This is a genomic window from Bordetella sp. FB-8, assembly GCF_000382185.1.
In the GTDB taxonomy this organism is placed as follows: Bacteria; Pseudomonadota; Gammaproteobacteria; order Burkholderiales; family Burkholderiaceae_B; genus Bordetella.
Genome location: NZ_KB907784.1, coordinates 1,074,481 through 1,088,849, shown reverse-complemented (window position 1 = coordinate 1,088,849; position 14,369 = coordinate 1,074,481). Strand labels below are relative to the sequence as shown.

General features: G+C 66.9%; 15 protein-coding genes. 7 read left to right on the top strand and 8 right to left on the bottom strand.

Features of this window, described 5'->3' with window-relative positions:
• Positions 1-93: 93 nt before the first annotated feature.
• Positions 94-1,287, top strand: coding sequence for a YbdK family carboxylate-amine ligase (locus H143_RS0105155; protein WP_026349744.1), 1,194 nt, complete (start codon positions 94-96; stop codon positions 1,285-1,287).
• Positions 1,288-1,311: 24 nt separating this feature from the next.
• On the opposite strand, the gene H143_RS0105150 is transcribed toward H143_RS0105155, so the two are convergent.
• Together H143_RS0105150 and H143_RS0105145 are read right to left on the bottom strand one after the other, a co-directional pair.
• The gene (locus H143_RS0105150) at positions 1,312-1,899 is read right to left on the bottom strand and encodes a hypothetical protein (protein ID WP_019937165.1); all 588 of its coding nucleotides are present in this window, start codon (positions 1,897-1,899) and stop codon (positions 1,312-1,314) included.
• 153 nt (positions 1,900-2,052) lie between these two features.
• Positions 2,053-2,979 carry a methyltransferase domain-containing protein gene (locus H143_RS0105145; protein WP_019937164.1) on the bottom strand — a complete coding sequence of 309 codons (927 nt, stop codon included), beginning with the start codon at positions 2,977-2,979 and terminating at the stop codon, positions 2,053-2,055.
• A gap of 79 nt (positions 2,980-3,058) precedes the next feature.
• Between H143_RS0105145 and H143_RS0105140 the strand changes: the two genes are divergently transcribed.
• A complete protein-coding gene (locus tag H143_RS0105140; protein ID WP_019937163.1) occupies positions 3,059-3,931 on the top strand; it encodes a ComF family protein in 873 nt (290 codons plus the stop codon).
• 12 nt (positions 3,932-3,943) lie between these two features.
• Positions 3,944-4,414, top strand: coding sequence for a tRNA (cytidine(34)-2'-O)-methyltransferase (locus tag H143_RS0105135; protein WP_019937162.1), 471 nt, complete (start codon positions 3,944-3,946; stop codon positions 4,412-4,414).
• Between the two features lie 9 nt (positions 4,415-4,423).
• Here the strand turns inward: H143_RS0105135 and H143_RS21565 are convergent, their stop codons facing one another.
• The 5 genes from H143_RS21565 to H143_RS0105110 form a co-directional block, all read right to left on the bottom strand.
• A complete protein-coding gene (locus tag H143_RS21565) occupies positions 4,424-4,963 on the bottom strand; it encodes a hypothetical protein (RefSeq protein ID WP_019937161.1) in 540 nt (179 codons plus the stop codon).
• 177 nt (positions 4,964-5,140) lie between these two features.
• On the bottom strand, positions 5,141-6,175 hold the full coding sequence (locus tag H143_RS0105125; RefSeq protein WP_019937160.1) for an NAD(P)H-dependent glycerol-3-phosphate dehydrogenase: 1,035 nt from the start codon (positions 6,173-6,175) through the stop codon (positions 5,141-5,143).
• A gap of 15 nt (positions 6,176-6,190) precedes the next feature.
• A complete protein-coding gene (gene secB, locus H143_RS0105120; protein ID WP_019937159.1) occupies positions 6,191-6,712 on the bottom strand; it encodes a protein-export chaperone SecB in 522 nt (173 codons plus the stop codon).
• Between the two features lie 45 nt (positions 6,713-6,757).
• Positions 6,758-7,015 carry a glutaredoxin 3 gene (grxC, locus tag H143_RS0105115; protein ID WP_019937158.1) on the bottom strand — a complete coding sequence of 86 codons (258 nt, stop codon included), beginning with the start codon at positions 7,013-7,015 and terminating at the stop codon, positions 6,758-6,760.
• 19 nt (positions 7,016-7,034) lie between these two features.
• Positions 7,035-7,457, bottom strand: a complete 423-nt coding sequence (locus H143_RS0105110; protein ID WP_026349742.1) for a rhodanese-like domain-containing protein — start codon at positions 7,455-7,457, stop codon at positions 7,035-7,037.
• A 160-nt stretch (positions 7,458-7,617) separates the two neighbouring features.
• On the opposite strand from H143_RS0105110, the gene gpmA reads away from it, so the two are divergent.
• The 4 genes from gpmA to H143_RS0105090 are packed head-to-tail and all read left to right on the top strand — an operon-like array spanning position 7,618 to position 12,316.
• Positions 7,618-8,367 (top strand): 2,3-diphosphoglycerate-dependent phosphoglycerate mutase, encoded by a 750-nt coding sequence (gpmA, locus tag H143_RS0105105; protein WP_019937156.1) that lies wholly within the window; start codon positions 7,618-7,620, stop codon positions 8,365-8,367.
• Between the two features lie 23 nt (positions 8,368-8,390).
• Positions 8,391-9,911 (top strand): peptidoglycan DD-metalloendopeptidase family protein, encoded by a 1,521-nt coding sequence (locus tag H143_RS0105100; RefSeq protein WP_019937155.1) that lies wholly within the window; start codon positions 8,391-8,393, stop codon positions 9,909-9,911.
• Between the two features lie 28 nt (positions 9,912-9,939).
• Positions 9,940-11,496 carry a S41 family peptidase gene (locus H143_RS19985; protein WP_019937154.1) on the top strand — a complete coding sequence of 519 codons (1,557 nt, stop codon included), beginning with the start codon at positions 9,940-9,942 and terminating at the stop codon, positions 11,494-11,496.
• A gap of 52 nt (positions 11,497-11,548) precedes the next feature.
• Positions 11,549-12,316: a molybdopterin-synthase adenylyltransferase MoeB gene (locus H143_RS0105090; RefSeq protein WP_019937153.1), complete on the top strand. Its 768-nt coding sequence runs from the start codon at positions 11,549-11,551 to the stop codon at positions 12,314-12,316.
• Positions 12,317-13,069: 753 nt separating this feature from the next.
• On the opposite strand, the gene H143_RS0105085 is transcribed toward H143_RS0105090, so the two are convergent.
• Entirely contained in the window at positions 13,070-14,305 is a 1,236-nt protein-coding gene (locus tag H143_RS0105085; protein ID WP_026349740.1) for an MFS transporter, read from the bottom strand.
• Between the last annotated feature and the right edge of the window lie 64 nt (positions 14,306-14,369).

Sequence of the window (14,369 nt, the reverse complement as noted above, 5' to 3'; positions counted from 1 at the left end):
CAAGTCGGTTCACCGGGCACCCTGCAAGCATGAATTCCCAGGCATCAAGCTCCCGGTAGGCCATTCCCCATACGCTTCATGAAGGAGACCGAGATGGATCAACTGTCCTTTACCTCGTCGGCCCCCAATACCCTTGGGATCGAACTGGAGCTGCAGCTCATCGATCCGGCCAGTTTTGACCTGACCGCGGCGTCGGACGACCTGCTGGCTCAGTTGGCCGGCCATCCGATGGCCGATCGGATCAAGCCCGAAATCACCCGCTCGATGATCGAGCTCAACTCCTCGGTGCAGGAGCACCCTGTCGGCCTGCTGGCCGAGATGCGCGAGATGCGCAATGCCGTGGTTCAAGCGGCCGATGCGCTGGGCATCGCCATCTCGGGCGGTGGCGTCCATCCTTTCATGCGCTGGCAGGACCGCAGCATCCACGACAGTCCGCGCTTTCAGTACATCGCCGATACCTACGGCTATCTGGCGCGCCAATTCACGGTATTCGGCCAGCATATCCATCTGGGCACGACTTCGGGCGACGAGGCGATCCGGCTGGTGCGGGGTCTGTCGCCCTATGTGCCGCACTTTATCGCCCTGTCGGCCGCTTCGCCGTATTTCGAGGGCGTGGACACCCAATACGCCTGCTGCCGCCTGAATGCGGTCAACAATTTCCCTTTGTCCGGCCACATGCCCGAAGGCGTGCGGGACTGGTACGGATTCGAGGCGCACATCGCGCAGCTGCGCGCCTCGGGTCTGGCCGAAAGCATCAAGGATCTGTACTGGGATATCCGCCCCAAGCCCGAATTCGGCACGGTGGAGATCCGCGTCTGCGATACGCCGCTGACGGTGGAGCGCGCATGCCAGCTGGCGGCTTTCGCACAAGTCCTGGCGGAGTTGGTCGCGCGCGAGGGCGAACCGGCCGAGATGGCCTGGGTGGCCTATCGCAGTAATCATTTCCAGGCCTGCCGCTACGGCATGCACGGCGCCTACGTGACGCCGAAAGGCGAACGCGTGCGCTTGGGCGATCACCTTCGCGCGCTGCTGCAGCGCCTCATGCCGGTGGCCGAGGAGCTGGGTACGGCGGACATGCTGCAGACGTTGCGCGACCAGCTTCAGCATGGCGGCAACGATGCCCGTTGGCTGCGCTCCGAGTTTCATCGCCTGCGCGACCTGCCTGTGGTGGTGGAAGGCATGACGCGCCGCTGGCGCGGCGATGGCGTGGCGCCGGGCGAGATATTGACCGACAAGGCGCACGGACGGCGTCGGATACGGGCTCACACCGAACCCATGCTGCATTGAAGCGGGGCTTGTCGCGCAGGTCCTTCATGCCCCGCGGCGTGATTGCACGCCCACCGACCTGATCTTGCAGGTGTTTGTCTCCATGTCGAAGGCCAGGCGCCGGTCGAGCTTTTCGAGCGCCAGTCCGTACATATGCAAGTGGCGGATGCTGGCGTCCTCGATGTGCACGGCGTGGATATCGTCGGCCATCAGCGCGATGCCTTCGCCGGGGCGTACCGCCTTCACGCCGGTCTGCTTGATGGTGGCGTGGCCCGGCTTGCCGCCATCGTCGGTGCGCTCATAGAGATAGTTGCTCTCGGAGCCCTCGACCGCTGCGATGCAGGCCCAGGTGGTGTGGTTGTGCGGTTCGGACTTCTTGCCCGGCCTCATGACGTTCAGATACAGCGCGTAGGTGCTGTCGGCTTCTTCATGAATTAGGTAGCGCGCCTGCAGCCCCTCGCCGGTGGGGGCGGGGTATTCCCGGGCTGCCCACCAGTTCGTGTGGCGGGCGATGGCGATGAGTTCGTTCAACACCGCGTCCAGGTCATGGCGCGTGATGGTGCCGGCGGTGTGGCGTTTGGCCGTTTCGATAAAGGCGGAAATGGCTTGCGATTTCTCCTGTGCCTGGTCCATGGCGGCTTCCTTGCAAGTGTTTGACGAGGGGGTAAATGCTGGCGGCGGGCAAGATCGTCCTGTCGATCTTGACGTGCATGGTCTTCGATATGCAAGGCTTTCCGGTTCGCACGCGCTGTCGTGCAGGCCTATGCGCTCGGCAAGGACTGCTGCCTACTTCGCCCGCCGCCCGCCGATGGCATCGAGCGATATGTGCGTCTCGCCGCCCGCGCTGCGCCGCGCCGCGGCGCGCCAGGCGTGGCCGTAGGCCACTTCGATGCTCAGCGCGATGCGCCCGTCCGGGCCGCGTTGGGCGTTCAGCGCCGCGCATAGGCGATCGCGCCAGGCGCGGCCGGTCAGGCCGGCGCGCCGGCCGGTGGCGGGGTTGCCGCCCAATGCCCATACATCGGCCAGCAGCTTGCCGGGCGTTTCATAGGTCAGTGTGAGTGTTTCCTGGTCCATCACCGGATCGGTATAGCCGTTCTCGATCAGCAAGTCGCCGAAATCGTGCATGTCCACAAAGCCGGGCGTGGCGGTGCGCAGGCCTGCGTTGTCCAGCGCCTGGCGCAATTCGCGCAGCGTGCCCGGACCCAGGCAGGAGAACATGGCCAGTCCGTTCACGCGCAGCACGCGGCGCCATTCGGCCAGGGCGGCGTGCGGCTCGGGGTGCCAATGCAGGGCCAGATTGGACCAGACCAGATCCAGCGACTCGGGTTCCAGGCCGGTGTCGGCCAGGTCGGCCTGGACGTACCGCAGCGAGGCCTTTTTTTCCCTTCCGATCAATTGACCCAGCCAGGCGCTCATGCCGTTCGGCTGGAAGCGGCGGCGCGCATGCGCCAGCAAGGGTTCGCAGTGATCCAGGCCGATGTAGCCGGCTTGCGGATAGCGTTCGCGCAGCAGTGCGAGGTTGTCGCCCGCGCCGCAGCCCGCATCGAGCATCAGCGCGGGGTCCAGGCGGATATAGGCCAGCCGCCCCAGCATGCGTCGGGCGACCTCGCCGTAGATGAACTGCGCCTCGGACAGGTCGCCGCGGCGGGCGAACTGGCGCCGCACGTGCGCGGGAGAAAGAGGCAGGGTGGGCGGTGTATCGGGCAGGGACATTTCTATCGCGCCTGGCCTGGCGGTTCGGCGATGGACATGGTGTGATGCGGGCCGGGTGACTTCAGGGGGGGGCCGGCTCATGGCGTGCGGCAAGGTCTGCGCGGCGCTTGCCCGCATTATCCCGCATTCGTGCGTTGCAGCCTGGGCGGCCGTGCGGCGCGGCTTGCCTCGTTTCGTGCGCAGCTTGCTGGCGGGCGTGGGTTCGAGCTGCCCCGCTTGCGACGGCGCGGCCCGCGCGGGCCTGCTCTGCGCCGCCTGCGCGCAGGCCGTACTCGAACAGGCGACGGCGCGGCGATGCCCGCGCTGCGCGCTGCGCCTGGGTGCGACGCAGGCCGGCCGGCGCGGCGGCCTGTGCGTCGAGTGCGCCCTACACCCGCCAGCCTTCGCGCATGCCGTGGCCGCATTCGATTATGCGGACCCTTTCGATGCGCTGATCAAGCGCTATAAGGGGGCGCGTCGCCATATCGTATCCAGCGCCCTGGCGCAGTCGCTGGTCCAGGCCGTGCGCACGGTCCATGCGGGCCGCGCGGCCGGGTCGGCCGATCGAGCCGATCCGGCCGCAAGCGCAGGACCGGACGCGGAGCGCCTTCCCATCGATGTCGTCGTGCCGGTCCCGGCCAGCCGCGCTTCCCTGCGCCAGCGCGGGTTCAATCCGGCCGGCGAATTGGCGCGAGGCGTCGCTCTGCGCCTGCAGTTGCGCCTGCTGCGCGGCGTTTTACGGCGGCGCCATGAAGGCGTTGCGCGCCAGGCCAGCCTGGCGCGGCCCGATCGCGAGGCGGCCGCGCTCGATGCCTATGTCTGCGCGCAGCGGCTCGACGGCCTGCGCGTCGCGCTCGTGGACGACGTGATGACCACCGGCAGCACGGCCGACGCGGCGGCGCGGGCCTTGCTGGCCGCGGGTGCGGCCAGCGTCACCGTGTGGGTGGCGGCGCGCACGCCCAAGCCACTTTGAGATAATGGCGGCATGTTCCATGTCATTCTCGTCTGCCCCGAAATACCGCCTAACACGGGCAATGCCATACGCCTTTGCGCCAATACCGGCGCGCAGCTGCATCTGGTGCGGCCCCTGGGCTTCGATCTGGATGACGCCAAGCTGCGCCGCGCCGGGCTGGACTATCACGAATGGCAACCCGTGCAGGTACACGACAGCCTGCCGCTGGCCTTGCAGGCGACGGGCGCGTCCGCGCCGCGCATCTTTGCCATGACGACGCGCGCCGAACGGCACGTGGGCGAAGTGGCTTTCCAGGCGGGGGACGTGTTCGTGTTCGGCCGCGAGACGGCAGGTCTGTCTGCCGAGCACCTGGCCTTGTTCGACATGCCGCAGCGCCTGCGCCTGCCCATGCGGGCCGGCCAGCGCAGCCTGAATCTTTCCAACGCGGTGGCGGTGACGGTATTCGAGGCCTGGCGCCAGCAAGGCTACCCAGGCGGGCTGTAACGCCGGCCGTCAATTGATGCTGTAGCCGTGGCCCTTCAGGCAGGCGCCGATGGCGCGCGAGTACGAAGAGGTCTGCGCGCTGGTGGTCCATTGCGAAGCCTGAGCGGGGTCGTAGCCGCTTTGGCCGGAGGCCCAGTGTTCGCAGGCGGTGCGGTCGCTGGCCTGCTGCGCCGCGCTCTGGCCGTGCAGGGGATAGGCGATCACGTCGGTCGAGTCCGCCACGGCTTGGGGCGGCATGGCCACGACAGGCGGCATGGAATAGGTCATCATGGGCACCGAGGAATAGACGACCTGAGGCGTGGAGTAGACCACGGGCGGTGCGGCATAGTAGGGACTTGGGTAGGCGTAGGTCGGACTTGGGTAGGCGTAGGTCGGCGGGCTCAACGCCATGACGGTACCCGCGGCGGCCAGGCCCAAGGCCGCGCCGATGAAGAAACCGCCGCCGTGATGGTAGTAGCCTCGGCCGCCCCAGGCATTGGCGGTGCCGCAGGCCGCGCCCAGACTGACGACAAGCGCCAGCGCGGCGGTTTTGACGGTGATGGATTTCATGTCAGCCTCCGCACGGCCGCCCGCAGGAGGCGCAAGCCCCCTCGGGGGGCGGCGAACGCAGTGAGCGTGGGGGTATTCATATCATGACTCCTGCCGGCATGGATGCCCAACCGGCCGCGCGCGCAAGGCACGCAATGCAATAAACCTAATTTACTCCTGTTCGGCCTCGGGCCTGTTTCAGGATTCCTGCCGCGCTTCGCGCGCCAGCAGCGACGATACGGCCGTGACCGGAGCCACGCCGTCGAACAACACCGCGCATACGGCTTCGGTGATGGGCAGTTCCACATGCAGCTGGCGCGCCCGCGCGAGCACGGCGCGCGCGCAGCGCACGCCTTCGGCGGTCATGCCGCCGGCCAGGATGTCGCCCAGGGAGCGGCCCGCGCCGATTTCCAGGCCTACGCGGCGATTGCGGGAAAGGTCGCCCGTGGCTGTCAGCACCAGGTCGCCCAGGCCGGTGAGGCCCGAGAAGGTTTCGACCTGTGCGCCCAGCGCCTGGCCGAAACGGGCGATCTCGGCCAGGCCGCGCGTGATCAGCGCCGCGCGGGCGTTGGTGCCCAGGTGCAGGCCGTCGGCAATGCCGCAGGCCACGGCGATGATGTTCTTGAGCGCGCCGCCCGCTTCCACGCCGACGACGTCGCCGCTGGCGTACACGCGCATCGGTCCGCCATGTAGGGCCGCGATCGTCGCTTCGCGCACGGACGATTCGCGGCTGGCGATGGTCAGCGCCACGGGTAGGCCCTGCGCCACTTCACGGGCGAACGAAGGCCCCGAGAGTACGCCGCCGCGCCATCCGGCGGGCAAAGCGGCTCGGGCGATTTCATGCGGCAGGCGCGAGGTGCCTTCTTCGAAGCCCTTGCAGGTCCAGACGATGGGCACGCCGGCCATCCCCAGTGCCGGCAGGCGTTGGGCCAGCATGCGGCAAATCGGGTCCAGGCCCGCCACCGGCACGCCCAGGATGATCAGTGAGCGGGCCGGATCGCCCTGCAAAAACGCCAGCGCGGCGTCCAGGTCGCTGCCGACGGCGAGCGCCTCGGGCAAGGGGACACCGGGCAGGTAGCGGTGGTTTTCATGCGCCTGGGCCATGGCTTGCGCCAGTGCAGCGTCGCGCGCCCAGAGCAGGGTGGAATGGCGCCGTGCCGCCGCGGCGGCCAGCGCCGTGCCCCAGCTGCCCGCGCCCAGCACGGCAACGCGCAAGGCGGCGGGCGTGTTCATGATGGCAGCGGCTGCTTATTGGCGCGTGGCGCCCGGCGGCAGGATGATGCCCGAGTCGTTGCCGTTGGCGGATTCGCCCTGCTGCTGTTCAAGCTGGGCGATCTGCTGCTCGTACAGCGCCTGGAAGTTCACCTCGGCCAGGTGCAGCGGCGGCAGCGAAGTGCGTGTGATGGCGTCGGCCACGTTGGCGCGCAGGTACGGATAGACCATGGTCGGGCATACGATGCCCAGGATGGGGTCCATCTGTTCGACCGGAATGTTGGCCAGTTCGAAGATGGCGGCCTGGGTGGCTTCGACCAGGTAGAGCACCTTGCCGTCGACGCGGGTGGTGACAGTGGCGGTGACGGTCGATTCGAACACCGTCTCGGCCAGACGCTGGCCGCCGACATTGACGCTGACTTCGACCTGGGGCGTTTCCTGCTCCAGGAAGACGTGCGGCGCGTTGGGCATTTCCAGCGAGAGGTCCTTCAGGTAGACGCGCTGCATGTTGAAGGCAGGAGCATCGGATTCTTGCTGGGTGTTTTGATCGTCGGCCATGAAAGTTCCGTTGATGTGTGGGGCGAGGAAAAGAGGAAGTGAGTTTCAGCCGTTGAGCAGGGGCAGCAAGCCGTCCCGGCGGTCCAGGGCGACCAGGTCGTCGCAGCCGCCGACGTGGGTCGCGCCGATATAAATCTGCGGCACGGTACGGCGGCCGGTTCGCTCGATCATGGCCTGACGCTGGGAGGGGTCGTGGTCGACGCGGATCTTCTCCAGGTCGGTCACGCCGCGCGCCTTGAGCAGCGCCTCGGCGCGCTGGCAATAGGGGCAGTAGTCCGTGCTGTACATGACGACTTTTTGCATGATTTTTCCTGCGGGGAAATCAGCTTTTTTGCGTTACGGGCAGGCCGGCCGAGAACCAGGCTTTCATGCCGCCCTGCAGCGCCTTGGCGTCTGCATAGCCCTGGGCGCGCAGGCGCGCGGCGATGCGCGATGCGTCCCGGCCCTGCTCGCACACCAGGATGAGCGGCTTGTTCTTGGGCAGACTGGAGATTTTCTGCTCGACGTCGGCGGCCGGCAGGCTGCGCGCCTGGGCGATGTGGCCGGCCTGGAACTGCTCGGCGGGGCGCACGTCGACCCATACCGCTTGCTGCTGGTTGCTCATCTGGATGGCCTCGGACGTGCTTAGCCCGCCGCTTGCGCGGCCGTTGCGCAGGTTCGGAAAGGCCAGCATCGCGCCCGAGACAGCGGCGATGATGACAAAGAAAATATTGCTCTTGTCGAGCAGGAAGTGCAGAAGGTCCACGACGTTCACGGAAGGCTTTCCTGGATTTGGTTACGTATGCGCCCGGCGAAAGATGCCCGGGCAAAGCAGTCAATTATAAAATGAGAGTGTTACCGATTCTAAAGACTTGGTTATTTCATCCGAATTCCACACGATTCCCGCGTCCGGCGCGGCTCCTACTATGTACAAACTTGTTCTGATGCGCCATGGCGAAAGCCAATGGAACCTTGAAAACCGCTTTACCGGCTGGACCGACGTCGATCTTACCGATGTGGGTCGCGAACAGGCCCGCCAGGCAGGCCTGCTGCTCAAGAAAGAAGGCTATTCCTTCGACCTGGCCTTCACCTCGGTGCTCAAGCGCGCCATCCGCACCCTCTGGATCGTGCTCGACGCCATGGATGCCATGTACACCCCGGTGGGCAATACCTGGCGCCTGAACGAGCGCCATTACGGCGCCCTGCAGGGCCTGAACAAGGCCGAAACCGCGGCCAAGTTCGGCGACGAGCAAGTGCTCGTCTGGCGCCGCGCCTACGCGATCGCGCCCGAACCCCTGGCTCAGGACGATCCGCGCCATGCGCGGTTCGACCCGCGCTATGCCCGCGTGCCGGCCGGCGAACTGCCCGACACCGAGTGCCTGAAGGACACCGTGGCGCGCGTGCTGCCCTTCTGGAACGATTCCATCGCTCCGGCCATCCGCTCAGGCCGCAAGGTGCTGGTCGCCGCCCACGGCAACAGCCTGCGCGCGCTTATCAAGTACCTGGACAATATGTCCGAGGACGATATTGTCGGCCTGAACATTCCCACCGGCCAGCCACAGGTTTACGAACTGGACGAGGATCTCAAACCCATACGCCATTATTATCTGGGCGACTCTGCGCAAATCGAGGCGGCCATGGCCGCGGTGGCCGCGCAGGGCAAGGCCAAGAAATAAGCGGACGGGCGACGATGCGCCGGATGGCAGGATTTACGTGGGCGGCGGCGCTGATGTTGGCCGCTGCCTCGGCGTGCGCGGCGCCGTCCGCCGACCTGGCCAGGCAGCAGACCCAGGCAGAACAGCGCCAAGCCTCCCTGCGCGAGCGTATCAGCGTCTTGCAGAAAGCTATCGATGCCCGGGAGGCGGACCGCAAGGACGCCGCCGATGCGCTGCGCGCATCGGAAACCGCCATATCCCGCATCGACCTGCAACTGCGCGACCTGGGTCTGGCCCAGCGCCGCGCGCAAACCGACCTGGCCAATATCGAGAAGCAGATCACGGCCGAGCAGATCGTGCTGGCCCAGCGCCGCGAGGAACTGGCCCGCCAGTTGCGCGCCGAGTACGCCAGCGGCCTGTCGCCCTGGGCCGCCTTGCTGTCGGGCGGCGACCCGCAGCAACTGGGCCGCAACCTGGGCTACCTGGATTTCGTTTCCAAGGCGCGCGCGCAGGCGCTAGCCGCGCTGCGCGCCGAACTCGACCGCATGGCCCAGCTGCAATCGTCGGCTGCCAACCGCCGCGCCGAGCTCGCGCGCGTGGCCAGTGAAACCGCCGCCCAGAAAAACAAGCTGCTGGCCGAGCAGAAGGCGCGCATCGAGGTCCAGCTCCACACTCAGCGCGCCGAGGCCGGCAAGCTGGGCCGGGATGACCAGCGCATGACGCACCTGATTGACGACTTGCAGGTCGCCATGGCCCGTCAGGCGGCCCAGGAGGCGCGTCGGGCCGAGCAGGCACGCAAGGCGGAACTGGCACGCAAGGCGGAACTGGTGCGGCAGGCCGAGCAGGCCCGCCAGGCCGAGATCGCGCGCAAGGCGCAGCAGGCCAGGCAGGCGCAGCGGGCAGCCGAGCAGGCGCGCCGCGCGGCCGCCGCCACGCCCTCCAACAGCAACGCAGCCCAGGACAATCCCGGCGGTTTACAGCCCCGGTTGACCGAATCGAGCACGCCGCGCCTGACGCCGCCCTCGCTGCTGCAGCCGGCCCAGCCGCACACACAGCAGGCTCCCGAAGCGCTGCCGCCCCAGCAGCCCTCCAGACAGCCTGCCGCCGTTGCCCAGCAGGGCGGCGGCGAGCAGGACGACACCGAGTCGCCTGTCCATGGCCCCCACGTCACCGGCACCGGCCTCAAGCATGGCCTGATGATGCCGGTGGCCGGCGGCGTGCCCCAGGGCCGTTTCGGCCTGGGGCGGCCCGACGGCGGGGTATGGCGCGGCATCGTGCTGCGCGCCCCCGCGGGTACGCCGGTCAGGTCGGTCGCCGCCGGCGTGGTGGTCTATGCCGACTGGCTGCGCGGTTTCGGCAATCTTATGATTATCGACAACGGCCAGCACTACATGACGGTCTACGGCTACAACCAGAGCCTGCTCAAACACGTGGGCGATCCGGTTTCCGCCGGAGACCAGATTGCCACGGTGGGTTCCACGGGCGGGCAGGTGGAATCGGGCCTATACTTCGAAATCCGCTACCAAGGCAGGCCGGTCGACCCGGCGCAATGGCTGGCCCAGTAGGCCTCGGGCCGCAACTCAGGAAGTGTGCATGAGCACCAGCAAGCGCAACGAAGCATCCCTCGGTCAAGACTCCCGCATTGAACCCGCGCGCCGCAAATGGCGTGGCGCCGGACTGATCGCCACGGGGGCCGTGGCAGGCATTCTGTTAAGCGTGGGCATCACCGCCTTCGCGCAGAAGGCCACCGCGCCGCTGCCCTTGGGCGAGCTGCGCCAGCTCAGCAGCGTGTTCGCGGCCATCAAGGACAACTACGTCGAGCCGGTCAGCGACAAGAAGCTGATCGACAACGCCATCGCGGGCATGGTGAACAACCTAGACCCGCATTCGGCCTACCTGGATGCCCAGGACTACCGCGACATGCAGAGCACCACCCAGGGCGAGTTCGGCGGCCTGGGCATCGAGGTCGGCGCCGACAGCGGCTTTGTCAAGGTGATCTCGCCCATCGAGGGCACGCCGGCCGCGCGCGCGGGCATCCTGGCGGGCGATCTCATCGTCAAGATCAACGACAAGCCTACCAAGGGCATGTCCCTGAACGATGCGGTCAAGCTCATGCGCGGCGCACCCAATACGCCGGTCACGCTGACCGTCATGCGCGCCGACCAGCCGCAGCCCATCGTCATCAAGATCGTGCGCGAGATCATCAAGGTCAAGAGCGTGCGCAGCAAGATGCTCCCCGGCGGCATCGCCTATGTGCGCATCGCGCAGTTCCAGGAGCGCACCGGCCTTGATCTGATCAAGAACCTGAAGCAACTCGGGGCCAAGGGCGCGCCAAAGGGCCTTATCCTGGACCTGCGCAACGATCCGGGTGGCTTGCTGACCAGCGCCATCGGCACTGCCGGAGCCTTCCTGCCGCCGGACTCGCTGATTGTTTCCACCAAGGGTCGCGCGCCCGACGCCAGCCACAAGTACCTGGCCGTGCCCGGCGAATACGCACGCGGCGAAGGCAACTACCTGGATGACGTGCCGAGTTGGGCCAAGACGGTGCCCATGGTGGTGCTGATCAATATCGGCTCGGCCTCGGCCTCCGAAATCGTGGCCGGTGCGCTGCAGGACTACAAGCGCGCCAAGCTCATGGGCAACCGCAGTTTCGGCAAGGGTTCGGTGCAGGTCATCCTGCCGCTCTCGCAGGACACCGCCATCAAGCTCACCACCTCGCGCTACTACACGCCCAAGGACCGCTCCATCCAGAACATCGGCATCACGCCCGACTATGTCGTGTCCGACACCGCGCAGGGCGATCTGTTCCGCCTGCCGCGCGAGGCCGATCTGCAGCATCACCTGAGCAATACGCAGACCGTGAACGAGATCAAGGGCGACGAATCGTCGACCGCGCTGCTGCCTGCGACCAAGATCTTCGAATTCGGCAGCAAGGACGACTTCCAGCTGCAGCAGGCCGAAAACCTGCTGGAAGGCAAGCCTGTCATTCCGGGCGTGTTGTCCGCCGGCAAGAACGACACGCAAGCGGCCAGCGCCGCCGTCAAGCCCGTCGACACCAAGGGCGCGCAGCGGATGAAGATCACGCCCACGGGCGTCGTGCCCGAATCGGCCCCGATACTGGTGCCGGCCTCGACGGAACCGGCCAAGTAATCGTCCAAGAGGCCCAGTCACCGACTGGGCCTCTTAGTTTTACGAATACCTCATGAACGACCAGCAACTGCTGCGCTATGCCCGCCATATCCTGCTCGACGAACTCGGCATCGAAGGGCAGGAAAAACTGCTTGCCGCGCATGCGCTGGTGATCGGTGCGGGCGGCCTGGGGTCGCCCGCTGCCCTCTACCTGGCTACGGCCGGCGTAGGCCGCATTACCCTGGCTGATGACGACAAGGTCGAGCTCAGCAACCTCCAGCGCCAGATCCTGCACACCACGGCCAGCCTGGGCCGGCCCAAGGCCGAATCGGGCCGCGACATGCTGGCCGCGTTCAACCCCGAAACCCGGATCGATGCCCGCGTCGCGCGTTTGCAGGGCGATGCCCTGGACGAGGCGGTCGCCGCGGCCGACATCGTGCTCGACTGCTCGGACAATTTCGCGACCCGTCACGCGATCAACCGCGCGTGCATGCACCACCGCAAACCGCTGGTATCCGGCGCGGCCATCCGCTTCGATGGCCAAATCAGCGTCTACGACCTGCGCCGCGACGACGCGCCTTGCTATCACTGTCTGTTTCCCGACGAGGCCGACGAGGCCGACGAAATCCGCTGCGCGACCACGGGCGTTTTCGCGCCGCTGGTCGGCATCGTCGGCAGCATGCAGGCGGCCGAGGCGATGAAGGTGCTGATGGGCCTGGGCGAGCCGCTGGTGGGGCGTCTGCTGCAACTGGACGCGCTGACGATGCAATGGCACACCGTCAAGTTCCGGCGCGATCCCGCATGTTCAGTTTGCGGGCATCGCAATGCAGTTGTCTCTTAGTCAAGGCAAGGGGATTGGCATCCAATGCAATCCTGGTTTGGGGGTATGTCTGATTTCAGGCCCCGCGCTAATACGAGCCTGACCGCGGCGGCGCAATGCCTGCGGAGATTGCCCGTAGATTCGAATGCATACCGGGCGCATGCGCTCGGCGGCGTGCGCCGGAGTTTCCCCCGTTTCCGCTACGAACTGGCGCGGACTAATGTTCGCCACCTCTGCCAACTAGTTCGACTGACAGACGCTCACCCAGATGTGTGCGGGCATAAGCGAGGGCATCGCGAAAGCGTCCAGGCCGGGACTCCAATGCCAGTCTCGTGGAGAACTGCAACTGTCCTGCGCTTTTGCGGTGATACACGACAAGGTCGCGCGCGATGCCCGTCGGGCAGCCCTGCATGGGCCTGCAGGCAAGCCCCTGTACAGAGGCTTGCCTTGCGGCGGGTCCGCGGTGCGATGGCGCGGATGAGCGTCGTGGTCTTGGCCTGGCTATCGAGAATCTGAGCGGTGGGAGCGCCCACGGCCATCAAGGTTTCGCAGTTGATCGCTCCCGTCGTCCTCGTGGACTGATGAGCAGGTTCTTGCGCCGGGTGGACTTGATCCTCAGGCCCTGGAAATCGTGATTGCCGACCGTCTTGCCGGCGCCGCGGCAGCCAAGGCGGCCTGGCCGCTGACGCCAAGTCCTTGTTCGTCCCGCAGTGGCGAGCACCCGGCGTGCTGAAGGGCGTCATACGCGAGGGGCGTGGTCTGGCCAGAGGGATTCTATAGTTGAATCGATGTGAGCTTGACGGTCGTCCCGCGCCGCAGGCGCAGCGCCAATGCGCCCAGGGCGGCGACCGCGGCCAGCAGGGTGACGCCTTGCCAATGCCAGTGCGCCAGCACGGCATTGCCCAGCGCGGATCCCAGCGACATGCCGATGAACATGCCTGTGAGCAGCACGGCGTTGAGTCGGCTGCGGGAGGCGTGATCCAGGCCGAAGACGATGCTCTGGTGCGAAATCAGAGCGCTCTGTATGCCCAGGTCGAAGACGATGGCGCCGATACCCAGCGCCCAGAGGGCGGCATGAGGTGGGAGTCCGCTGCCCAGGAACAGACCGATGAAGGCCAGGACCGTCAGGCCGGCGCCCAGCCGCGTGACGGGTTCGGGGCCGTGCCGGTCGGCGATGCGGCCGGCGATGGGGGCGGCCAGCGCACCCGCGGCGCCCGCCAGGCCGAAGGCGCCGGCGGCGCTGGCTCCCAGGTTGAAGGGGGCATCGTGCAGCATGACGGCCAGGGTGGACCAGAATGCGCTGAACGCGACGCAGAGCAGGCCCTGGGCCAAGGTGGCCTGGCGCAGCGCCGGATATTGCTTCCAGAGCGTAAGCAGCGAAGCCAGCAGCCGGCCGTAGGACATTTGCGCGGTGACCGCAAAGTGCGGCAGCTTGCGCCACATGGCCGCGGCCATTGCCAGGACAGCGAGGGCGGCCAGGCCGAACATGGCGCGCCAGCCGAGGTATTCGGCGATAAAGCCGCTGGCCACGCGCGACAGCAGGATGCCCAACAGCAGCCCGGTCATGACGCTGCCGACGATGTGCCCGCGCCGTGCCGGGGGGGCCAGCGTGGCGGCGGCCGGTACGATGTCCTGCGCGACGGTGGCCACCAGGCCGAGGGCGAAACTGGAGACCAGCATCAGCGGCAGCGAGGGCGCCAGGCTGGAGGCGAGCAGCGCGGCGGCCAGCAGCAGCGCCTTGACCAGGATGACGCGCCGGCGGTCGTGACGGTCGCCCAGCGGAGCCAGGAGCAGGGTGCCGAAGGCGTAGCCCAACTGGGTCAGCGTGGGAATCCAGCCCAGGGCCTGATCGCTGGCGTGCAGATCCGCGCCGAGGATGCCCAGCAGGGGTTGGCAGTAGTAGATGGACGCCACGCCCAGGCCTGCACCCAGGGCCAGCAATAGCACCATGCCACGGGAAATATCGGATTGTGATGCGTCATGCGCATGTAAATTTGATGCGGTGGACATGAAAAACTCCTTGAAAATCGTTAAATATCCAGAAGATGGTGCATTGTCCAGGAGGTCAATTGGG